The organism is Microbacterium enclense, from assembly GCF_004022425.1.
Classification (GTDB): Bacteria; Actinomycetota; Actinomycetes; order Actinomycetales; family Microbacteriaceae; genus Microbacterium; species Microbacterium enclense_A.
The window spans coordinates 36,311-57,552 of the sequence record NZ_RBZY01000006.1; the positions used below are offsets into that span (position 1 = coordinate 36,311).

The following is a 21,242-nucleotide window of genomic DNA, read 5'->3' on the forward strand; positions in this document are numbered from 1 at the left end:
TCCGCGATGCGTCCCCCGGCCGGCCTGCCCGGTCTCGACCCGGCGTCGTCCCGGCTCGTCGAGGTCGACGGAGCGGGCGCCGACGCCGGGAGCCGGCGCACGTGGCACGTCCTCGACACCGGCGCAGCGCTCGAGCGCCGCGGGATCACTCCGGTGGGCACGATCGTCGCCGTGCACGGCAACCCGACCTGGTCGTATCTGTGGCGGGCGCTGGTGACCGCGTCGCTCGCGCGCGCCGACGCGGGCGATCCCGCCTGGCGCGTCGTCGCCGTGGACCAGCTCGAGATGGGCTTCTCCGACCGCACCGACCTCCGGCGCACGCTCGATCAGCGCATCACCGATCTGGCCGGCCTCGTCGACGCCCTCGGCATCCACGATCCGATCGTGACCATCGGGCACGACTGGGGCGGGCCGGTGTCGCTGGGGTGGGCGGTCCGCCACCGAGAGCGGCTCGCCGCGGTGATCGCGCTGAACACGGCGGTGCACCACCCCGACGACGCTCCCCTGCCGTTCCCGCTGCGCGTCGCCACCGCACGCGGTGTGCTCGCCGCCGGGACGACGGGCACGACCGCGTTCCTGGACACGACCCTGGCCCTCGCCGACCTCGATCCTGCGGTGCGCGCGGCCTTCCGCGCTCCGTACGCCACCGCCGCCCGGCGTCGCGGGATCGGCGGGTTCGTCGCGGACATCCCGGCGACGGCCGCTGACGAGAGCACGCCGGCGTTGAGGGCCCTGTCCGCCGGGCTGCGCGACCTCGACGTCCCCGCCCTCCTGCTGCGCGGACCGAAGGACCCCGTGTTCCTCGAGTCCCACCTCGATGACCTCCTCGACCGGCTGCCCCACGCCGACGTGCACCGCTACGAGGGCGCCGGGCACCTGATGGCCGAAGAACGCCCGTACGCCGAGGCGGTGCTCGACTGGCTCGCCGAGAAGGGCTTTGTGGATGCCGGCTCCCCGGCACCGGCGCTCGCGACGGCAGACGGCGCGGACGCCGACGAGCCCGCCCCCGCGCCCCTGTGGGAGGCGCTCACGGCTCGGCGCGACGACGACGATGTCGCGGTCATCGACATGTCCACGGGCTTCGGTGGCGCGGGGCTCCGGGTCAGCTGGCGGCGGCTCGCTGCCCGCGTCGACGAGCTGGCCGCGGGTCTGGACGTGCTGGGCGTCCGCGCCGGCGACCGCGTCTCGCTCCTCGTCCCGCCCGGACCCACGCTCACCGCCGTGCTGTACGCGTGCCTGCGCATCGGGGCCGTCGTCGTCGTGGCCGACCGGGGGCTCGGCATCCGGGGCCTGTCCCGCGCGGTCCGCGGGGCGGTTCCCGACGTGGTGATCGGCGAGCTCGCGGGGCTGTCGGCCGCGCGGGCCCTCGGCTGGCCGGGACGCCGACTGTCGGCAGTGGCCCTCCCCGCCGCGACGATGCGGGCGCTGGGTGTCGAAGCGAGCCTGGCCGACGTCGCCCGCGCGGGGCGCGGTCAGCCCCTCCCGGCACCGCCGACCGCGGACGCTGATGCCGCCGTGCTCTTCACCTCAGGGTCGACGGGACCGGCGAAGGGCGTCGTCTACACGCATCGCCAACTGTCGTCGCTGCGCGACGCCCTGGCAGAGCATTTCGACGTCGGACCCGACACCGGGCTCGTGACCGGCTTCGCTCCCTTCGCCCTCCTCGGGCCGGCGCTCGGCACACGCTCGGCGACCCCCGACATGGACGTCTCCGCGCCGCGGACCCTGACGGCCGCCGCCGTAGCCGCGGCGGTCCGCGCCTCGGACGCGCGCATCGTGTTCCTCTCCCCCGCAGCGGTGCGCAACGTAGTCGCCACCGCTTCGGCGCTCGGCCCCGAGGAGCGCGCCGCCCTCGCGCGCGTGGAGACGTTCCTGTCGACCGGGGCGCCGGTGGGCACGCCCCTGCTGCGCCAGGCTCAGCAGCTCATGCCGAACGCGACGGCGCACACGCCGTACGGCATGACCGAGTGCCTGCTCGTGGCCGACGTCACGCTCCCCGAGATCGAGGATGCCGCGGCATCCGGCGATCGCGGCGTGTGCGTGGGGCGGCCGATCGGCCGCGGTCGCGTGCGCATCGCCGCTCTGGACGCCGACGGGCGCGCCACCGGCACCCCGACGACGGACGCCGGTGTCACCGGCGAGGTCGTCATCAGCGCCCCGCACCTGAAGCGCGGCTACTTCCGGCTGCATCTCACCGACCGGGAGGCGACCCGCGACCTCGGCGACCTCCGGGGTCGCTGGCACCGCACGGGCGACGTCGGTCACCTCCATGCCGACGGACGACTGTGGATCGAGGGGCGACTCCCCCACGTCATCACGACACCCCAGGGGCCGGTCACCCCCGTCGGCATCGAACAGGACGTCGAGGCGGTGTCCGGCGTGGTCCGCGCCGCCGCCGTCGGCGTCGGCCCGGTGGGCCGTCAGGTGGTCGTCGTCGTACTCGAACGCGAGCCCGGCGTGCGGCGCGCGGGCGTGGCATCCGCGGGGCTCGGCGAAGTCGTCCGGGCGGCGACGTCGCAGCCGGTGGCGGCGGTGCTGGTCGTGCCGTCGCTTCCCACCGACATCCGCCACAACTCCAAGATCGATCGCTCACGGCTCTCCGCGTGGGCCGAGCGGATCCTGGCCGGCGAACGGCCGACGACGCCGTGAAGGTCCTGGCCACCGGCGCGTCCGGGTTCCTCGGACGCGCGGTCGTGCGCGCACTCCAGGACGCCGGGCACGACGTGCGCACGCTCCAGCGCCGCCCCTCGGGTGTCGTCGGCGCCGACGATCGCCGGGGCTCGGTGACCGACCCGGATGCCACGTCCGCCGCGGTCGCCGGAGTCGACGCCGTCGTGCATCTGGCCGCGAAGGTGTCGCTCGCGGGCGACCCGGCCGAGTTCCGCGCGGTCAACGTCGAGGGAACGCGCACACTCCTGGACGCCGCTGCGGCGGCCGGTGTCTCGCGCATCGTGCACGTCTCGTCGCCGTCGGTCGCCCACGCCGGGCACGCTCTGGCGGGGGTGGGCGCCGAGCCCGCCGATCCCGTCGGGGCCCGCGGCGAGTACGCCCGCACGAAGGCCGAGGCCGAGCTCCTCGCCCTCTCGCGCGCGGGGGACACCGCATCCCTCGTCGCGATCCGACCGCACCTCGTGTGGGGCCCCGGCGACACGCAGCTCATCGCGCGCGTCGTCGACCGCGCCCGGCGCGGCCGCCTGCCGCTGCTCAACGGCGGGACGGCCCTCATCGACTCGACGTACGTCGACAACGCCGCGTCCGGCATCGTCGCGGCGCTCGCGCACGTCGACAAGGTCAGCGGGCGGGCCTACGTCCTCACCAACGGTGAGCCGCGACCCGTGGGCGACCTGCTCGCCGGGATCTGCCGGGCGGCGGGTGTCCGGCCGCCGCGGTTCAGCGTCCCCGCCGGGCTGGCGCGCGCCGCGGGCGGGCTCGTCGAGCGGATCTGGGCCGTGCGCCCGGGCAGCGACGAACCGCCCATGACCCGCTTCCTCGCCGAGCAGCTCTCCACCGCCCACTGGTTCGACCAGACCGAGATCCGCCGCGACCTGCGCTGGACGCCCGCCGTCTCGATCGACGAGGGACTGCGCCGCCTCGCCCGCGCCTAGCTCTCGGCATCCGTCCCCCGCCGCCCCCGGCCCCTGCCGATAAACGCGATTCCTCTCGAGACACGCGGTGTCGTCGCGTGTCTCGAGAGGTACGGCGTTTATCGGCAGTCCGGACGGCATCCCGAAGGCCCGCCCGCAGCGGGGACGGACCTTCCGGATGCGGGACTCAGACCAGGTCGAACCGGTCGAGCTCGGTCACCTTGCGCCATGCGGCGACGAAGTCGTGCACGAACTTCGCCTTCGCGTCGTCCGAGGCGTAGACCTCGGCGAGCGCGCGAAGCTCCGAGTTCGAGCCGAACACCAGGTCGACGCGCGTGCCGATGCCCACCGTCTCGCCCGAGCCGTCCTTCGTGCCCTGGAACGCGTGCTTGCCCGCATCCAGCGGCTTCCACGTCGTGCCGAGGTCGAGGAGGTTCACGAACACGTCGTTGGTCAGCGCGCCCGGAGTCGCGGTGAACACGCCCCAGTCGGAGCCGTCCCAGTTCGCACCGATCGCGCGCAGACCCCCGACGAGCACGGTCGTCTCGGGAGCCGTGAGCGTCAGCAGGTTGGCCTTGTCCAGCAGCAGGTACTCGGCGGGGAGCCGCGTCTCGCGCGACGCGTAGTTGCGGAAGCCGTCGGCGATGGGCTCGAGCCAGCGGAACGAGTCGACGTCGGTCTGCTCCTGCGTCGCGTCGGTGCGGCCCGGGGTGAAGGGCACCTCGACGTCGACGCCTCCGGCACGCGCGGCCTGCTCGACACCGGCGTTGCCGGCCAGCACGATCAGGTCGGCGATCGAGACCTTCTTGCCGCCCGCCGCCTGCGCGTCGAACTCGGCCTTGACGTTCTCGAGGACCGAGAGCACGGATGCCAGCTGCTCGGGGTTGTTGACGGTCCAGTTCTTCTGCGGCTCGAGACGGATGCGCGCGCCGTTGACGCCGCCGCGCTTGTCGCTGCCGCGGAAGGTCGAGGCGGCGGCCCACGTCGTGGTGACAAGCTGCTGCACGGACAGACCGCTGTCGAGGATCTGCTGCTTCAGCGCCGCCGCGTCGGCGGCGTCGATGAGCGCGTGGTCGACGGCGGGCACGGGGTCCTGCCAGTCGAGGACCTCGGCCGGGACCTCGGAGCCGAGGTAGCGGGCGCGCGGACCCATGTCGCGGTGGGTGAGCTTGAACCACGCGCGGGCGAACGCATCCTGGAAGGCGGCCGGGTCCTCCGCGAACCGGCGCGAGATCTTCTCGTACGCCGGGTCGACGCGGAGCGCCAGGTCGCTGGTGAGCATGCGGGGCTCTCGGCGGCCTTCGGAGTGGGCGAGAGGAACCATGTCGGCGCCGCCGCCGTTCTTCGGACGCCACTGGTGAGCACCCGCGGGGCTCTGGAAGAGCTCCCACTCGTACGCGAAGAGGATGTGGAAGAACTCGTTGTCCCAGCGGGTCGGGTGGTAGGTCCAGGTGACCTCGAGACCGCTCGTGATGGTGTCGTCGCCCTTGCCGGTGCCGTGGCTGTTCTTCCACCCGAAGCCCTGGTCTTCGATGTCGGATGCCTCGGGGTTGGGGCCGACGTTGCTGTCGCTGGCGGCACCGTGGGTCTTGCCGAACGTGTGACCACCGGCGATGAGCGCGACGGTCTCCTCGTCGTTCATGGCCATGCGGCCGAACGTCTCGCGGATGTCGTGTGCCGAAAGTTGCGGATCGGGGTTGCCGTTGGGTCCCTCGGGGTTGACGTAGATGAGCCCCATCTGGACGGCCGCGAGCGGCTTCTCGAGTTCGCGGTTGCCCGCGTACCGCTCGTCGCCGAGCCACGTGGTCTCGGGGCCCCAGTACACGTCGTCGTCGGGCTCCCAGACGTCGGCGCGCCCGCCGGCGAAGCCGAAGGTGGGGAAGCCCATGTCCTCCAGTGCGACGTTCCCGGCGAGGATCATCAGGTCGGCCCAGGAGATCGACTGGCCGTACTTCTTCTTGATGGGCCAGAGCAGGCGGCGGGCCTTGTCGAGGTTGACGTTGTCGGGCCAGCTGTTCAGCGGCGCGAACCGCTGCATGCCGGCGCCCGCGCCGCCACGACCGTCGGTCACGCGGTAGGTGCCGGCGCTGTGCCAGGCCATACGGATCAGGAGGGGACCGTAGTGCCCGAAGTCGGCGGGCCACCAGTCCTGCGAGGTCGTCATGACCTGCTGGATGTCCTTCTTCACGGCATCCAGGTCGAGCGCCTCGAAGGCGGCGCGGTAGTCGAAGTCGGCGTCGAGCGGGTCGCGCAGCGCGTTGTTCTTCGCGAGGATCTTCACGTTCAGGCTGTCGGGCCACCAGACGCGGTTTGCCGACCCGCGGGTCGGGTGGGGCAGCGCGCCGGCCGGCTCGCTGTCGGCGGGGGCTTCTCCCACCGGCAGTCGGTTGTCGTCGGGGGCGGCACCGTCGTGGAAGACGGGGCACCCGTTCAGAGCGTCGCTCATCGGGATCCTCTCGGTTCATCGGCTTCGTTCGATGCTCGACACTCGGGGCAGATCCCCCAGAACGTCACTTCGGCGGTCTCGATGAGGAAACCGCTTCCCACCGGCGCGTGCAGGCACGGGGCCGCACCCACGACGCAGTCCACGTCGTCGACTCGGCCGCAACCGGTGCACACGACGTGATGGTGGTTGTCGCCGACCCGCAGCTCGAACATGCCGGGGTGCCCGGCCGGCTCGATGCGGCGCGCCAACCCCGCGTCGGCGAAATCGCCGAGGGCGTTGTACACCGACTGCATGCTGGTGCCCGGGAGCGCGCCCCGGATGGCGTCGAAGACGTCGTCGGCGGTGGCGTGCGGGCGGGAGCGCAAGGCCCCCAGGACCGCCACACGGGTCGCGGTGACCCGCAGCCCCGCGCCACGCAGAAGCGCGTCGTCCGTGGCATCCGTCCGATCGTCGAGCATGGTTCCACCCTACGTATTTTTGACTAAATCAAAAATGACGCGCCGGGGAACGACCGGAACCGGGGACGCCTCAGCCCGCCGTCAGCGTGGGAGTGCCGGCCTCGTACTCGGTGACGTCGCCCGTCTCGCCCGCGCGCACGGCCCGGCGGCCCACCCAGAGCATGTAGGCCAGGAAGATCCCCAGCGCCGCCGCGCCGATCGCGATCTTGAGCTGCCAGGGCAGCATCGACGGCGTGACGAATCCCTCCACGAGGCCCGACAGGCCCAGGGCGAACACCAGCCCCACCGCGACCGTCGCGAGCGCGCGCCCCTCGGCGGCGAGCGCGGCGGCGCGGGTGCGGCGCCCCGGAGCGACCCACGCCCAGAAGATGTGCAGTCCGGCCGCCCCCGCGACGAAGATCGCCGTGAGCTCCAGCAGGCCGTGCGGGAGGATGAACTGGAAGAACACGTCGGTGCGGTCGAACGCGATCATGATCGCGGCCGACGACCCCACGCCGACGGCGTTCTGCATGAGGACCATGAGGGGCCAGAAACCCGTCACCCCGAAGATCACGCACTGCGCTGCGATCCACGCGTTGTTCGTCCACACGGTGCCGGCGAAGATCGCGTTCGGGTTCTCGCGGTAATACTGCACGAACTGCTCGTCGGCGTAGTTCTGCAGCTGGCTGCGCGCGCCCATCGCCGCGACGGCGGCCGGGTCGGACGAGATCCACAGCGCCATGAACGTCGCCACGACGACGAACGCGACCGTGACCGCGAGCGTCGTCCAGCGCACGCGGTACAGCGCGGCCGGGAGCTGCCACAGGAAGAACCTCGGCACCTGACGCAGCACGTTCTCGCGGACACCGGTGAGCCGCAGGCGGGTGCGCGCCAGGAGGATCGAGACATAGTCCCCCTGCGGCGTCCGGCCGGCCGACGTCTTGATGTCGGCGAGGTCGGCCGACGCCGCCCGGTAGCGGGTGACCAGTTCGTCCACCTCGGGACCGGTGAGCCGGCGCCGGCGCCCCAGTTCGTCGAGGCGTGCCCACTCCTGCCGGCGGGCGGCGGTGAGGGCGTCGAGGTCCATGTGGTCAACTGTACGCATGGCATCCCCCGCGGCATCCTCCCCGGTCCCGGTGTCGGCGACGGCGCGACTGGACGCGGCGTCCGACGAGACCCTCACCGGCGAGGCCGTGGCCCTGGACGTCCAGCCGCTCGGGTTCTTCCTGCGGGCGGCCGGATGCCTCATCGACATGGTCGCGGGGATCCTGCTGCTCATCGCGGGATCACTCCTGCTCTCCGTGCTCGTTGCCAGCGGGACGATCCCGGACAGCGCCTTCCGCATCGGCGTGATCGTGCTGCTCGTCGCCGTGACTGTCGCGATTCCCACGGCCGTCGAGACGCTGTCGCGGGGGCGGAGCCTCGGCCGCTGGGCCGTCGGCGGCCGCATCGTGCGCGTCGACGGCGGCGCGCCCGGATTCCGACAGGCCCTGATCCGCGCGCTCGCGGGCGTTCTGGAGCTGTGGTTCACTCTCGGCGGTCTCGCCGCGATCGTGGGGATGTTCACGCCGCGCGCCCAACGCCTGGGCGACCTGCTGGCGGGCACGGCGTGCGAACGCACGCGCACCCGCCCCCTCCCCACGGCGGCGCCCGGCATCCCGCCCGGCATGGAGGCCTGGGCCGCGGTGGCCGATGTGTCGCGCCTGCCCGACCGGTTGGCCGCCCGGATGGCGCAGTTCGTCCGGGGCGCGGACGCCCTCGAGCCGGCCGCCCGCGCTCGCGTGGCCGCGGGCCTCGCCGACGCGGTCCGCCCCTACGTCGCGCCGCTTCCCGCCGCGGATCCCGAGACTCTGGTGCGAGCGGCCGCCGCCGTGCGCCGCGACCGCGAGTATCGCGCGCTGATCCTGGAGAACGAGCGCGCCGCCGCCCTCACCCCCACTTCTGGTGCGTGAGTCGCCACGATTCGTCGCTTCGGGCCGCGGTCAGGCGACGAATGCTGGCGACTCGCGCGGGTGACCCCGGGTCAGGCGCGAAGGGTTTCGTGCCGCACGACGACCCAGCCCCGCGGAACCGACAGACGCTCGGCGTGCTGCGCGCAGAGGTCGTGCGCGTGCGGATCGCTCGCACGACCGAGCGGGCCCAGGGCGGCCATCTGGTCGCCGTAGTCGTAGGTGAGGGTGCTGATCGCCTCGCGGGCGCATCCCACCTTCGAGCAGAGTCTGTCGCGCATCGCGGGCCAGCCTAGGCCGATGCCGCGCCGGGCCGACGACGCCGCGCCGCGGCCGAGCGGGGTGGGTCGGCGCGCAGGCGGGCCGCCGCGCGACCCAACACGTCCGCGAGCGCCTCGACGTCGGCATCGTCGAGCGCTGCGAACAGGAGACGGTGAACGGCTTCGATGTGGCCGGGGAACACCGTCGCGAGCGTCGCCCGGCCCGCGTCGGTGAGTGTCACGACGACGCTGCGCTCGTCCTCCGGTGACGGGGCGCGGGTCACGAGCCCCCGTTGCTCGAGCAGCTGCGCCTGGTAGGTGAGGCCGCTGCGGCTGTAGACGACGCCGTCCGCGAGATCGGTCATGCGGAGCGCGCCTCCGGGAGCGTCGCCGAGTCGGGCGAGCAGCTGGAACTGCACGTACCCGAGGTCACCCGCTTCTCGCAGCTGCTTCTCGACGGCGTGCCGCACCAGGCTGCTCACCTCGGTGAACGCGAAGTACGCGTCGAGCTGCCGCGGAGTCAGGGCGGTGGGGAGATCGGTCATGCGTCAATCCTACCTTGCTTCGAGTTCGAAGCAGTGCTACCGTCCTCATATGCTTCGAGTTCGAAGCACCAACGAAAGGACGTCACCATGAAGGCAGTTCGGTTCCACAACGTCGGCGTACCCGATGTGCTCCGCGTCGAGGACGTCGAGATCCCGACCCCCGCGGCGGGACAGGTGCGGGTGCGCGTGACCGCCTCGGCATTCAACGCCGCGGACAACGGCATGCGGGCCGGATTCCTCCCCATCCCGATCTCACTCCCCCACATCCCGGGGTACGACGTCTCCGGTGTCGTCGACGCGCTCGGCGCGGGCGTCGACGGCCCCGAGGTCGGGCAGAGCGTCATCGGGTTCCTGCCGATGGAGGCCGACGGCGGGGCCGCGGAGTACGTCGTCGCCCCCGCCGCCGCACTCGTCGCGGCACCACGCAGCGTTCCCCTCGCCGACGCCGCCGCCCTGCCTTCTGTCGCCCTGACCGCGTGGCAGGCGCTCTTCGACGACGGTCGACTGCAGGCCGGTCAGCGTCTGCTCATCGTGGGCGCCGGCGGCGCGGTCGGCGGGCACGCGATCCGCCTCGCGCGGCGCGCCGGTGCACACGTGATCGCGACCGCGAGCCCGCGCAGCGTCGCGGCGGTCGCTGCCGCCGGGCCGGACGTCATCATTGACCACGCGGCCCAGTCCCTGCTCGACGCGGTGACCGAGCCCGTCGACGTCCTGCTCAATCTCGCCCCGCTCGACCCCGAGGAATTCGCGAGCCTGGTGGCGCTCGTCCGCGACGGCGGCACCGTGGTCAGCACCACCGCGTTCATCACCACTCCCTCCGACGCCACGCGCGGCGTGCAGGCGGCCACCGTCTTCGTCCGAGCGAACCGCGAGCGACTCGCGCAGATCGTCGGACTCGTCGATGCCGGCGAGCTCGTCGTCGATGTCGACCGTCGGATCGGGCTCGAGGGCCTCCCCGCCCTGCACGCCGAGGCGAGCGAGGGCCGCATCGCGGGCAAGGTCGTGGTCCTGGCATCCGATGCCGCCCGATGAACCGCGGGTCGGCGGGCGTTGGTAAGGGCATCGACCGCCGGCCGCCCGCCGGCCCCCGGTCCGCCTCTGGCCGCCCGCCGCCCCGTCACCGCGGGAAGACCGGATCGTCGCCCACCGCGCGACAGCCGGACGGCCACCTCGAACGTAGGATGGGCGCATGCGTCGTCGAACCCGTGAGGCCCGCCCCGTGGGACGCCCCTCGCGTCACGGCCGACACGGTCGAGAGAACCGCAGCCCGGTCGTCCGGCCGCCGCTCCCGCCGCTGGACACCCGTATCGAGCGGTTCGACGTGGCCGTGAGCACCGCCGCCGAGTTCCTGCGCTCCGCCTGGGCCGAGCTGCGCGACGTCTCGTTCGAGATCGGCATCATGCCGCCGTCCGCCACGGGCGCGATCCCGCGCTGGCAGGTCCTGCGGGAGCAGAAGCGCATCATCCTCTATCGCGTGCCGATCGAGCGCCTCGGGCACCCCCACATCGACGACGATCTCCACCGACGCATGATGATCGAAGGGGCCGTCTTCCGTGCGGCCGCCGAGTATCTCGACCGCGACCCGTGGGATCTGGGCCCCGAACGCTTCCGTTTCCTCTGATTCCGCCTGCTCACGGCAGGACGGTCAGGGCACCGGCGGCGGCATCGGCCGGCCAGAGCGGGTACCCGGCGAGCGCGCCCGGCGCCGCGTAGGACACGGCGGCGTGGACCGGGCGGTCCGGGACGAGTTCGTAGACACCGGCGTCCACGGATGCCGCGACGGACCCGCCCGCCGGTACCGTGACCGTCACGGGGTCGCCACCCGCCTGAGGCGTCAACGTCACCTGCGCGGGCCCCTCGGCGGCACCGGAGGCGATCACGACGGCCGCGCCCGCACCGGGGGCGACGGCGACGAGACCGGGCGTCGAGAACGATGGTGCGGGTGCGTACCAGGCGAAGTCCGCGCCCTCCCCGAATCCTGTGGTCGACCACGCGCCCCCGACGATGGGCTGCGTCGCATCGATCGCGACCGTGTAGGTGCCGGGCGCGAGGTTCGAGAGGTCGAGCGACGTCGGCGTGCCCGCCGGGAGCGTCAGCGTGCGCGGCTCCTCCGCGGGGATGGAGCTCCCCGCCGCCGTGACGGTCACGGTCGCCGATGAGTCCGCACCGGGCGAGAGCAGACGCAGGAGGGTTCCGGCATCCCCGCCGGACGTGGTCACCACGGCGACGCCGGGGAGCACGAGAGAGGTGGACGCCTGCGCGAGCGGCGCTGCCTGATCGCTTCCGCCGGGCAGCAGCACGCGCGTGAGGCTCGCCTGCAGGGACGCGCGCACCGGCGCGCCGGTGGCGACGACGCGCACCACCGGGCTCTCCTCGCCGAGCGCGAGACCCGCGAGGGGGATCACGCGCTGACCGCCGGCGGGGACGACGATCCCCGCGCCGGACGGCGGCGACGTGACGCCCTGTGCGCCGTAGACGGACAGCTGCACGGTCGCCGCCACATCGCCGGGGTTGCCGAGGACGACGAGGTCGTTCGCGCCCGTGGTGCTCGCTCCGGCGACGAGCCACGACTCCGCCAACGGGGGACGGCAGGCCGAGGCGCTGAAGCCGATGAGATCGGGCGAGGCGGCGGTCGCCGAGCCAGCGGCCGCGTACGCCGTGGCGGTGCGGTCGCGCGGCACGGCCCGGAAGACCGTGGCATCCCCCGATCCGTCCGTGGTCGCCCCGCTGAGCGCGGACGTCTCCGCTCCCGCGGTGTCGGGCCCGGCGACGATATCGGGGGCGGCGGCAACGCTGAGCGCACCGGCCGATTCGGCGCTCCGCCCGAGCGCGAGGACCGGACCGTCGCACGCGAGGACCGTGTCGGCGGGGGCCGGCGTGACCTGCACGCGCACCGGTTCCGCGACGCGGGTCGGCCACGGCGCGGCGATCCCGGCCACCGTGCCGACGACGACCGCCGCGGCCACGGCGCTCCCCGCGATGACGCGAGCGCTGGTGCTGGCCCAGCGAGCCAGGCGACGATCGCTCATCGGGTCCCTCCCCGGACGAATCCGACGGTGCGCGGAGTCCGTCGTGCGACGCGACGCGATGCCGCGGTCGGGACGGCGAGCAGCAGTGCCACCACGAGCACGCCGATGGATCCGGCCGCGACCAGCTGCTGCAGACGCGTCTGGTGGGCGTCCAGGCCCGCGCGGGGCTGCACGTCGGTCGTGACGCGCCACAGCTCGCCGCGCGTGGTCGAGCCGACGGCGTCGAGGCTGTCGCGCTGGTCGAGCGAGGTCGCGGCCGTCAGGCGGGCCCCGCGGATCACGTCGTCCTCGCCTCCGGGGCCGGGGTCCAGCAGGACGAAGCGGATGCCGCGGGCGGCGAGGCCCGCGACCGCGTCCTCCGACGAGGGCGTGACGAGATCGGCGGCCAGCGTGGCCAGTTCCTCATCCGCCGGACGCGCCTGGGTGCGGGTCGCGTCGATCGTGCTCTGCCCGCCGAGGGTCGCACTGCCGCCCCAGACGACATCGACCCGCAGGCCGTCCGCGCGGGGGTCGAGGATGATCGTCCCGACCGAGGTCGAACCACGGCCCTCGGCCGCGACGAAGGCCGGCAGGGTCGACACGGGACCGTTCGTGAGCACGGCACGGGGAGCGTCGGAGGTCATCGCCGTCAGCGACGGCGCGACCGCGACCGTGAGCGCCACGAGGGTCAGCACCGCGCCGAACGGCCGCAGAGCACGGACCCTGTCCACGATCCCGGCATCCAGGGCCGTGACCGCCGCGCCGACGACGCCGAGCCAGGCCAGGCTCAGGCCGGAGCCGGGCCAGAGGGCCACGGGAGTCGCGTGATCGAACGACACCGCGATCCCGACGGCCGCGAACGCCGTCGCGAGGCCGGCGGCCGCGATCACGAGCAGTCCGGTGGCCGTGATCCACCGCGGCGTCAGGACCGCGAGCAGGGCGAGCGCCGCGAGCGGTGCGGCCAGCAGCGCGATCGGCCACACCGGACCGCCGGTCAGTGCAGCCCATCCCCCGGGGTCGGAGGTGGGGAATCCGACGGCGAGCAGGGCGCGTCCGATCGGGTCGGCCGTGGCCTCGGCGCCGGCGAAGGGCACGCCCGGGTCGGCGAGGAGTCCCCAGGGGTTACCGAGACGCACCTGCGTCCAGACGAGCGGTGCGAACACCACGAGAGACGGGACGACCAACCAGATCACGCGCGCGATCCCCCGCGGCGCGGCGAGCGCGACCACAACGAGCGCGGCCGACCACAGCACGACGACGGCGGGGGCGAGCGACGGGGCGCACGCGAGAACGGCGACGAGGAGGATGGATGCCGCCCCCGCGGGCGCCCACGAGCGATGGGCCACACTCGCGGCGAAGAACAGCCACGGCAACAGCAGGTGAAGCAGGAGCGCCGCCGGACGCCCCTCGACGATCGCCGCGAGGAAGGTGGGGGCGAGTGCCCACGCGAGCGCCGCGGTGATCCGCAGCAGCGACGACTCGGTGACGCGGGTCGCGGCGAACCAGCCACCGAGGACCGCGAGCGGCAGGGCGAGGATCCACACGACCACTAGGGCGCGCGACGGTTCGGTCGGCGACAGGGAGCCGATGAGGGCGATCAGCGCCGAGAACGGATCCGCCGGCCCCACGATGTCGAGCCCGAGCGGACGCGCTCCCCACGCGGCGTCACGCCAGAGGCCGGCGACCGTCGCGCGCAGAGGTTCCAGGCCGCCCCCGCCGAGGACCGGCCAGGCCAGCAACGGCGCGAAGAGGAGGGTCGAGACCGCGAGCGTGCCGAGGACGGTCCACGCGCCGCCCCCGACGAAGAAGCGCAGCTCCGAGCGCACCGGGGCGTCGACGTCGGCCGCGTCGCTCTCCCACCGCAGCCGCATCTCCGACCGTGAGACGCGCAGCGGCGCGATTCGCGACCAGCCGACCGCGCGCACCGTGCGGATCCGTCGACGGGCGCGGGCGACCGCGGCCATACGCACCATCACCAAGAGGGTGGCACCCCACTCGGGGAGGACGCGGTGGGGCACCTTGCCGACGAGGTGGGCGATCGTGCGCCACAGGGCGAGCGGCAGGAACGACAGCCAGTGCAGCGCGACCGCGGGAGCCGGGGCGTAGGCGAGACGCCGGTGCAGCTGCGCGGTGCGTTCAGCGAACGCGCGACGCCGGGCGCGCTTGCGTCCGCGCGCCATCGCGGCGACGCCATCGCCGGCGACGGCGACACGCGCCGCGGGAACGAGCGACACGCGATCGGCGGCGAGCCGGGCGCGCACGGCGAGGTCGAGACCCTCATCGGCGCCGCCGAGGGCGGGATCGAGCCCTCCGAGAGCACGCCAGGACTCGCGGCGCACGAGCATGCCGCGGACATCGGCGCCGAGCACGTCGGCGTCGCCGTCGCGCTGCCCCTGGTCGAGTTCGCCCGCGGCGAGTTCGACCGTGCGGCCGTACCGGGTCATGCTCACGCCGAGGGAGACGATCTCCGCCGGGTCGTCCCACGCCACGAGTTTCGGCGCGGCCACCGCGAGCGATGACGACAGCTCGAGCGCCCCCGCGAGGCGGCGGAGGGCGTGGGGATCGGGGGCGGTGTCCTGCGCGAGGAGCCACACGGCATCCCCCGTCAGCCGGGGGGTCGCCAGCGCCGTGGCCGCGGCGAACGTCGTCCCCGCGGATGCCGTGATCACGCCCTCGGCCCCCGAGGCCGCCGCGATGCGGGTGAGGGCCGCGTCGGAACCGCACAGCACGATCGTCAGCGCATCGACGGGTCGCGTCTGCGCGGCCAGCGCTTCGAGGGTGCGCGTGAGGTGGGGAGCGGCGGGGATACGTCCTTCGGGGCGGACCACGAGAACGGCGTGTACACGGGCGGGCATGGCGAGGTCAGCCTAGGCGGAGCAAGAGACGTTCGCCGACGCCGCGCCGGTTCGCAGCGGATCGCTCAGGAAGCGGATCGTGGATGCCGGACGTCAGGCGCGACGCTTGAGCTTGCGCCGCTCGCGCTCGCTGAGACCGCCCCAGATGCCGAAGCGTTCGTCGTTCTGCAGCGCGTACTCGAGGCATTCCGAACGGACGTCGCACGACGTGCAGATGCGCTTGGCATCCCGTGTCGAGCCGCCCTTCTCCGGGAAGAAGGCTTCGGGGTCCGTCTGCGAGCAGAGGGCGTCCGTCTGCCAGGCGAGTGTGTTCTCGTCCGTCGAGTCGATGTCACGGCGGACACCGGGAACACCCAGGTCGACCGGATCGACGAACCAGTTGTCCGGGACACCGGACCGGTACTGCGATGTCGCCATCTCGCCCTCCCCCTCGTTCGATCCCCTGACGCTGGCGCGTACGAGTAATTACACCCGTGTCATTCCGATTGGTCAAGTCGCGGATCGTAAACCCTCAAGGGCGAGATGAACCTTCAGTCGCCGTCACGGCGTGTCGCGGCCTTCCCCGGGCATCGCGACGAAGACCTCGCCGCCGGTGACGGTCACCGGAGACTCGTCGGGAGTGATCACGGCCGCCCGCCCCGGCGTGAGGACGATGCGGGCACCGGAGGCGCCGCTGACGACGGCCTCGCCCGCCACCGCCAGCGCGATCGACGCACCGGACAGGGCCACCTCGCCCGTCGCACCCGCGCGCACATGGGCGAGGGCGAAGTCCGGGATGCCGGGCGCGAAGACCTCCGCGCCGTCGCCGTCAGCCCGGGGCGCGAGCACGGGCGGGTCCGCCGGGCGGAAGTCCACCAGCGCGAGCAGCTCGGCCACGTCGATGTGTTTGGGGGTCAGCCCGCCCCGGAGGACGTTGTCGCTCGCCGCCATGATCTCCACGCCCAGGCCCGCCACGTACGCGTGGAGCACGCCGGCCGGCACGAAGATCGCCTCGCCGCGGCGCAGCTCGACGAGGTTCATCAACAGCGCGACGACGATGCCCGGGTCGGCGGGGTACGCCGCCGCCAGTGTGCGGACCAGCGCCAGCTCGGCCGCGAACTCCTCGGACACCGTGGATGCCGCCGCCTCGACGATCTGGGAGACAGCGGCCGCGTCGGCCTCCCCCAGGACCCAGGCGATCGCCGCCCGGAGCGCGACGGCGGAGTCATCGGCATCCAGACGTTCCCGGAGGGCCTGTACGGCATCGCCCTCGCCGAGGGCGGAGACCAGGCGGCGCGTGGCGACGAGGTCTCGCAGCCCGGCCAGCGCCGTGAAGGTGTCGCTGAGGGCGACGATGACCTCGGGCTTGTGGTTGTCGTCCTTGTAGTTGCGGTGCCCGGCGTCGCGCGGGACGCCCGCGGCCTCCTCGCGCGCGAACCCCTCGACCGCCTGTTCCTTGGACGGATGCACCTGGATGGACAGCGGCGCTCCCGCCGCGAGCAGCTTCAGGAGGTAGGGAAGACGCGCGGGGACGTCGGCGCGGGAGGCGAGCCACGCGTCGAGGCTGCGAGCCGACCCGTCGTGCACGAGCGCGGGAGAGCCGGGGTGGTCGCCGAACCACACCTCGGCCTCGGGAGCACCCGTCGGGGTGCGTCCCTCGAGGTCGGCGATCAGCGTCGGGCTGCCCCAGGCGTAGTCGCGGGGCGTGTTCGAGATCTCGATCAGCACGGGCGTCAGCCTATCCGCCCACGCCCTCGGCTCCCCGGATGCCGGGCGGTAGCCTGAGGGCACCATGGCGATGAACACCAGTCACCCGGTCTCGGCGCTGCCGGCCGCTCCGCCGCGCGAGACCACCGGACACCTTCTGCTCCGCGCCTGGTGCGTGTTCGTCCTCGTCCTGGCCCTCGGCGGAGTCGGGATCGTCCATGCCATCGGCCCCGTGGCCACCGCAATCGTGATCCTGGCATCCACGATCGTGTCCGCCATCGTCTGGGCGGTCGTGCGTCCCCCGGTCGCGGTGCGCCGCCTGCCGTTCCTCGCCTTCGGATACATCGCGTGGGCGGGGCTGTCGCTCGTGTGGAGCGCGTGGCCGGCGGCATCCCTCCTCACTTGGGCTCTGCTGGTCGCCACGAGCGTCCAGGGGCTGTTCATCGGGTCCGTCCTCACCTGGCGCGACGTGGTCGGGGCGGTGGCCTCGGCCGCGAAATGGGTCGTCGCGGCGTCGCTGCTGTTCGAGCTCGCCGTGGCGGTGTTCGTGCGGGGGCCGCTGCTGCCCGGGTTCGCCGTCCCCGAGGGTTCCGTCGATCCGGCGTCCGCGTGGTCGCGCGGCGACCTGTTCGACGGTGGCCCCCTGCAGGGCATCTTCGGCAACGCCGACCTGCTCGCAACGGTCATGCTCGTCGCGATCATCGTGTTCGCCGTCCGCTACGCCGCGCGGGCGCCCCGGCGCGGGCTGCTCTGGGCCTGGATCGCCGCCGCGGCGTTCCTGTTCGTGCGGGCGGGCTCCGTGACCGGCGTGATCGCGGCGGCGTTCGTCGTCCTGGTGCTCGCGACCGTGCTCGTCATGCGCACGGCACGGCGGCCCGGTGAACGGACCCGGTGGTACGCGCTGTACGCCTTCCTCGGACTCGGCGGCGGGGCCGCGCTGTGGTTCGGCCGCGACACCGTGTTCGGTGCGCTGGGCCGCGGCGCCGACCTCGTCGGTCGCGAGGGCGTCTGGGCCGACGTCCTCGCCCGAGCCGATCAGCATCCCATCCTCGGGTGGGGCTTCTCGACGCCCTGGATCGCGTCCGAACCGCTCATCGACGGGTGGATCGTGGAGCGGGGGCAGACCGAGGTGCAGGCGCACAGCATGTGGCTCGACGCCTACTTCCAGCTCGGCGGCGTCGGCGTCGCGCTCCTCGTACTCGTGATGCTCGCCTACGTGTGGCGCTCGTGGTTCTTCGCGGTGGATCGCCCGCGCTGGGACCTGCGTGCCGACCGCCCCTACTCGCCCCTCACGCTGCTGCCCACCCTCGTCGGCGGTCTCCTCGTGGTCCAGGGCCTCACCGACTCGACGCCGCTGGTCTCGTGGGGCTGGCTGTTCGTGGTGCTGTTCGCGTCGAAGATCAAGCAGTCCCCGCTGATCGGGGTCGGTCCCGCCGAGCAGAGCATCGCGATCGAGCGCGGCGAGTTCCGGGGATCGGCGTCCTGAGAGCGGCGCCATCCGACCGGCTGCCGCTCAGGGCCGCCGCCACCCCTCCGGGTAGACTGCGGGCTGGCCGCGACGGCCTGCGCCTTCGACGAAAGATCTCTTCGTGACGTACACCCTGCAGAACGCGGTGCTCCCGCTCGACCGCGATCCGGACCTCCTCCCCCTGTATGTCGACCCCGAGACGTGGTCGACGATCGATGAGGAGCCGGTGCGTGTCACCAACGTCGCGCAGTTGAGCAACGTGCTCGACCGTCACCGCGCCCGGATCGTCGCCGGGCGCCGCGTGTCGTTCGGCACCTACTTCAACGCCTTCCCCGCCGCCTACTGGCAGCACTGGACGGCGGTACGCGATGTGCGACTGACGGTGCGCACGTCGGGGGATGCCACGATCCTCGTGTACCGCTCGAACGGGGGCGGCACCAAGCAGCGCATCGAGACCCGCGAGGTTCGGGGCGAAACGGCGACGACGTTCGACCTCGTCCTCGACCAGTACAGCGACGGCGGCTGGATCTGGTTCGACGTCGCCGCCGACCGCACGGACGCGATGTTCGAGGGCGCCGAGTGGACGACCGAGCAGGAACCCGTCCGTGCCGGCAAGGCGAGTATCGGAATCACGACGTACAACAAGCCCGACTACTGCGTCGCGACGCTCACCGCCCTCGCCGATGCGCCCGATGTCCTCGACGTCGTGGATCGGGTGTTCCTGATCGATCAGGGCACCGATCTCGTAGCCGACCAGGACGCGTACCCCGAGGTCGCCGAACGCCTCGGTGAGACCCTGCAGATCGTGCGCCAGCCGAACCTGGGCGGGTCGGGCGGCTTCGCGCGCGCGATGGTGGAAACGCTCGAACGCCCCGAGAGCGACTTCGTCCAGCTCCTCGACGACGACGTGCGCATCGAGCCGGAGTCCATCCGCCGCTCGGTCGTGTTCGGCCGGTACGCGTCGGTGCCCACGATCGTCGGCGCCCACATGTTCGACCTGCTGGACCGGCCGAAGCTGCACGCCTGGGCGGAGGTCGTCGACGACGCGCCGTTCATGTGGCGCGCCCTGTTCCAGGAGCACCTCCCCCACGACTTCAGCGTCGCCAACCTCCGGCAGACGCCCATGCTCCACATGCGCCTCGACGCCGACTACAACGGATGGTGGATGTGCCTCATCCCCACCAGCATCCTGCGCGAGGTCGGCCTGTCGCTTCCGGCGTTCATCAAGTGGGACGACGCCGAATTCTGCGTGCGAGCGCGGGATGCCGGCTACCCGACGGTCTCGATGCCCGGTGTCGCACTGTGGCACGTCTCCTGGGTCGGCAAGGACGACTCGATCGACTGGCAGGCCTACTTCCACGCGCGCAACCGCATCGTCGCAGCGCTCCTGCACTCGCGGTCGCCCCTGGGCGGAACCCTGATCCGCCACAGTCGACGGGTCGACCTCAAGCACCTCATGATGATGCAGTACTACCCGGTCGAGCTGCGTCACCGGGCTCTCCGCGACGTGCTCTCGGGCCCCGACCACATGCGCGAGACGCTCGCGCGGGCCATGCCCGAGGCCCGGCTGATCGCACAGAAGCATCCCGAGACGCGCATCCACAAGGATTCCGGTGTCCCCCTCCGGTCCCGCCGGGGGCGGCAGGTCTTCAGGCGCCTGAAGAAGAACGAGTTCGACAGCCCGACCGGCCTCGCCCTTCGCACCTTCACGATCCGCACACTGGTGTCGCACTGGTTTCACACCCCGCGCCCCGAGAACGTCGCGCAGCCCGAGGTGGAGTTCGGCAAGGGCGATGCCCACTGGTGGCGCGTGCCGCTGTACGACAGCGCGCTGGTGAGCGCCGCCCACGGGTCGGGCAAGAACATCTACACGCGCGACCGCGCGCAGTTCCGCCGGATGCTCGTCGACACCGTGCGCCTGCACCGTCGTCTCCGCCGCGAATGGCCCCGCCTGTCCCGCCAATATCGCGCGGCCCTCCCCGACCTGACGTCCCAGGCGCGGTGGCGCGAGACCTTCGAGGAGCGTGCGTGAGCGTGGCATCCTTCGATCCGGCGTCCGCGACCATCGTCGTCGTGACGTACAACCGCACGCACCTGCTCACGCGACTGCTCGAGAGCATCGAACGGATGTCGCCCGCCCCCGGGCACCTGGTCGTCATCGACAACGCGTCGACGGATGACACCACCGAGGTCGTCGAGTCGTTCCGCGACCGACTCCCCACCGAGCTCGTCTACCGCCGTCTCGAGACGAACACCGGCGGCTCCGGCGGGTTCAGCGAGGGGATGCGCGTGGCGTACGACCTCGGTTCCGAGTGGATGTGGCTGATGGACGACGACGTGGAGGTCGTCTCGGACGGGCTCGCGCGCATGGGTCACTGGACCGCGCGGTTCCGGAGCATCCAGGGCCGCCGCTACGACTACGACGGCAGCGAGTTCTACTGGCAGTACCGCGTCGCCGAGTCGATGGCGATCCCGATCCCCTTCGCCCCGGCGTCCTTCGACGCCTCGGGCTTCAAGCCGATGAACTCCGGGTGCTTCGAGGGCATGTTCATCCATCGCGACGTCGTCGCGAAGATCGGCCTGCCCGACCCCCGCTTCTTCATCTACTGGGACGACCAGCTGTACGGGTGGCTCGCGTCGCGCGTGACCGACTCCGTCATCGTGAACGAGTTCGTTCTGCGGCGCACCCGCGAGATCAAGCAGTGGGACATGGGCATCCGCCACATGAACGCCTCGAGCGACGCCTACCGGTTCTACATCATGCGCAACCGCGCCTACCTGGCGAAGTACTACCGGGAGCTCGGCGTCTACCGGCCCGTGCCGTTCACCGCCGGCACCGCGTTGACGTTCGTCAAAGAGCTCATCCGGCTCGTCGTGGTCGAGCGGAAGCTGCGCGGCACGAGCCACCTCTTCCGAGGCCTGCGCGAGGGTCGCAAGATCGCGCGCGACGCGTCCTGGCGGCCCATGCCGCCCCTGGAGACGGTCCGGCCGGTGGCGTAGACCC

At 72.7% G+C, this 21,242-nt stretch carries 17 protein-coding genes; 8 read left to right on the forward strand and 9 right to left on the reverse strand.

The features are described from left to right. Positions 1-6: 6 nt before the first annotated feature. Together D8Y23_RS02615 and D8Y23_RS02620 are read left to right on the forward strand one after the other, a co-directional pair. A complete protein-coding gene (locus D8Y23_RS02615) occupies positions 7-2,649 on the forward strand; it encodes an alpha/beta fold hydrolase (RefSeq protein ID WP_128216652.1) in 2,643 nt (880 codons plus the stop codon). Beyond that, on the forward strand, positions 2,646-3,605 hold the full coding sequence (locus D8Y23_RS02620; RefSeq protein WP_128216618.1) for an NAD-dependent epimerase/dehydratase family protein: 960 nt from the start codon (positions 2,646-2,648) through the stop codon (positions 3,603-3,605). Before D8Y23_RS02615 ends, D8Y23_RS02620 begins: the two co-directional genes overlap by 4 nt. Positions 3,606-3,771: 166 nt before the next feature. Here D8Y23_RS02620 and katG read toward each other — a convergent pair whose 3' ends face one another. The 3 genes from katG to D8Y23_RS02635 all read right to left on the reverse strand — a co-directional run bounded on the left by katG (position 3,772) and on the right by D8Y23_RS02635 (position 7,554). Then, complete coding sequence (gene katG, locus D8Y23_RS02625; RefSeq protein WP_128216619.1) at positions 3,772-6,030, reverse strand: catalase/peroxidase HPI; 2,259 nt, start codon at positions 6,028-6,030, stop codon at positions 3,772-3,774. Further along, complete coding sequence (locus D8Y23_RS02630; protein WP_128216620.1) at positions 6,027-6,488, reverse strand: Fur family transcriptional regulator; 462 nt, start codon at positions 6,486-6,488, stop codon at positions 6,027-6,029. The genes katG and D8Y23_RS02630 overlap by 4 nt, the downstream gene beginning before the upstream one ends. Positions 6,489-6,558: 70 nt before the next feature. Beyond that, positions 6,559-7,554: a stage II sporulation protein M gene (locus D8Y23_RS02635; protein ID WP_128216621.1), complete on the reverse strand. Its 996-nt coding sequence runs from the start codon at positions 7,552-7,554 to the stop codon at positions 6,559-6,561. Between the two features lie 16 nt (positions 7,555-7,570). Between D8Y23_RS02635 and D8Y23_RS02640 the strand changes: the two genes are divergently transcribed. Then, a complete protein-coding gene (locus tag D8Y23_RS02640) occupies positions 7,571-8,419 on the forward strand; it encodes an RDD family protein (RefSeq protein ID WP_128216622.1) in 849 nt (282 codons plus the stop codon). Between the two features lie 71 nt (positions 8,420-8,490). On the opposite strand, the gene D8Y23_RS02645 is transcribed toward D8Y23_RS02640, so the two are convergent. Both D8Y23_RS02645 and D8Y23_RS02650 read right to left on the reverse strand, forming a co-directional pair. Next, a complete protein-coding gene (locus D8Y23_RS02645) occupies positions 8,491-8,697 on the reverse strand; it encodes a DUF3499 family protein (protein WP_128216623.1) in 207 nt (68 codons plus the stop codon). An 11-nt stretch (positions 8,698-8,708) separates the two neighbouring features. After that, a complete protein-coding gene (locus D8Y23_RS02650) occupies positions 8,709-9,221 on the reverse strand; it encodes a MarR family winged helix-turn-helix transcriptional regulator (RefSeq protein ID WP_128216624.1) in 513 nt (170 codons plus the stop codon). Between the two features lie 87 nt (positions 9,222-9,308). Between D8Y23_RS02650 and D8Y23_RS02655 the strand changes: the two genes are divergently transcribed. Both D8Y23_RS02655 and D8Y23_RS02660 read left to right on the forward strand, forming a co-directional pair. Further along, positions 9,309-10,253: an NADP-dependent oxidoreductase gene (locus tag D8Y23_RS02655; RefSeq protein WP_128216625.1), complete on the forward strand. Its 945-nt coding sequence runs from the start codon at positions 9,309-9,311 to the stop codon at positions 10,251-10,253. A 157-nt stretch (positions 10,254-10,410) separates the two neighbouring features. Next, positions 10,411-10,842 carry a hypothetical protein gene (locus D8Y23_RS02660; RefSeq protein ID WP_205796755.1) on the forward strand — a complete coding sequence of 144 codons (432 nt, stop codon included), beginning with the start codon at positions 10,411-10,413 and terminating at the stop codon, positions 10,840-10,842. 10 nt (positions 10,843-10,852) lie between these two features. Here D8Y23_RS02660 and D8Y23_RS02665 read toward each other — a convergent pair whose 3' ends face one another. The 4 genes from D8Y23_RS02665 to manA form a co-directional block, all read right to left on the reverse strand. After that, complete coding sequence (locus D8Y23_RS02665) at positions 10,853-12,250, reverse strand: DUF5719 family protein (protein WP_128216626.1); 1,398 nt, start codon at positions 12,248-12,250, stop codon at positions 10,853-10,855. Beyond that, positions 12,247-15,084, reverse strand: coding sequence for a glycosyltransferase (locus D8Y23_RS02670; RefSeq protein ID WP_128216627.1), 2,838 nt, complete (start codon positions 15,082-15,084; stop codon positions 12,247-12,249). The genes D8Y23_RS02665 and D8Y23_RS02670 overlap by 4 nt, the downstream gene beginning before the upstream one ends. Before the next feature lie 93 nt (positions 15,085-15,177). Beyond that, positions 15,178-15,501, reverse strand: coding sequence for a WhiB family transcriptional regulator (locus tag D8Y23_RS02675; protein ID WP_128216628.1), 324 nt, complete (start codon positions 15,499-15,501; stop codon positions 15,178-15,180). A 123-nt stretch (positions 15,502-15,624) separates the two neighbouring features. Further along, entirely contained in the window at positions 15,625-16,791 is a 1,167-nt protein-coding gene (gene manA / locus D8Y23_RS02680; protein ID WP_128216629.1) for a mannose-6-phosphate isomerase, class I, read from the reverse strand. 64 nt (positions 16,792-16,855) lie between these two features. On the opposite strand from manA, the gene D8Y23_RS02685 reads away from it, so the two are divergent. From D8Y23_RS02685 to D8Y23_RS02695, 3 genes are all read left to right on the forward strand, one after another. Continuing rightward, positions 16,856-18,256, forward strand: coding sequence for an O-antigen ligase family protein (locus tag D8Y23_RS02685; RefSeq protein WP_128216630.1), 1,401 nt, complete (start codon positions 16,856-16,858; stop codon positions 18,254-18,256). Between the two features lie 103 nt (positions 18,257-18,359). After that, positions 18,360-20,270, forward strand: a complete 1,911-nt coding sequence (locus D8Y23_RS02690) for a glycosyltransferase (protein WP_128216631.1) — start codon at positions 18,360-18,362, stop codon at positions 20,268-20,270. A gap of 2 nt (positions 20,271-20,272) precedes the next feature. Further along, entirely contained in the window at positions 20,273-21,238 is a 966-nt protein-coding gene (locus D8Y23_RS02695; RefSeq protein ID WP_128216654.1) for a glycosyltransferase family 2 protein, read from the forward strand. Positions 21,239-21,242: the final 4 nt, after the last annotated feature.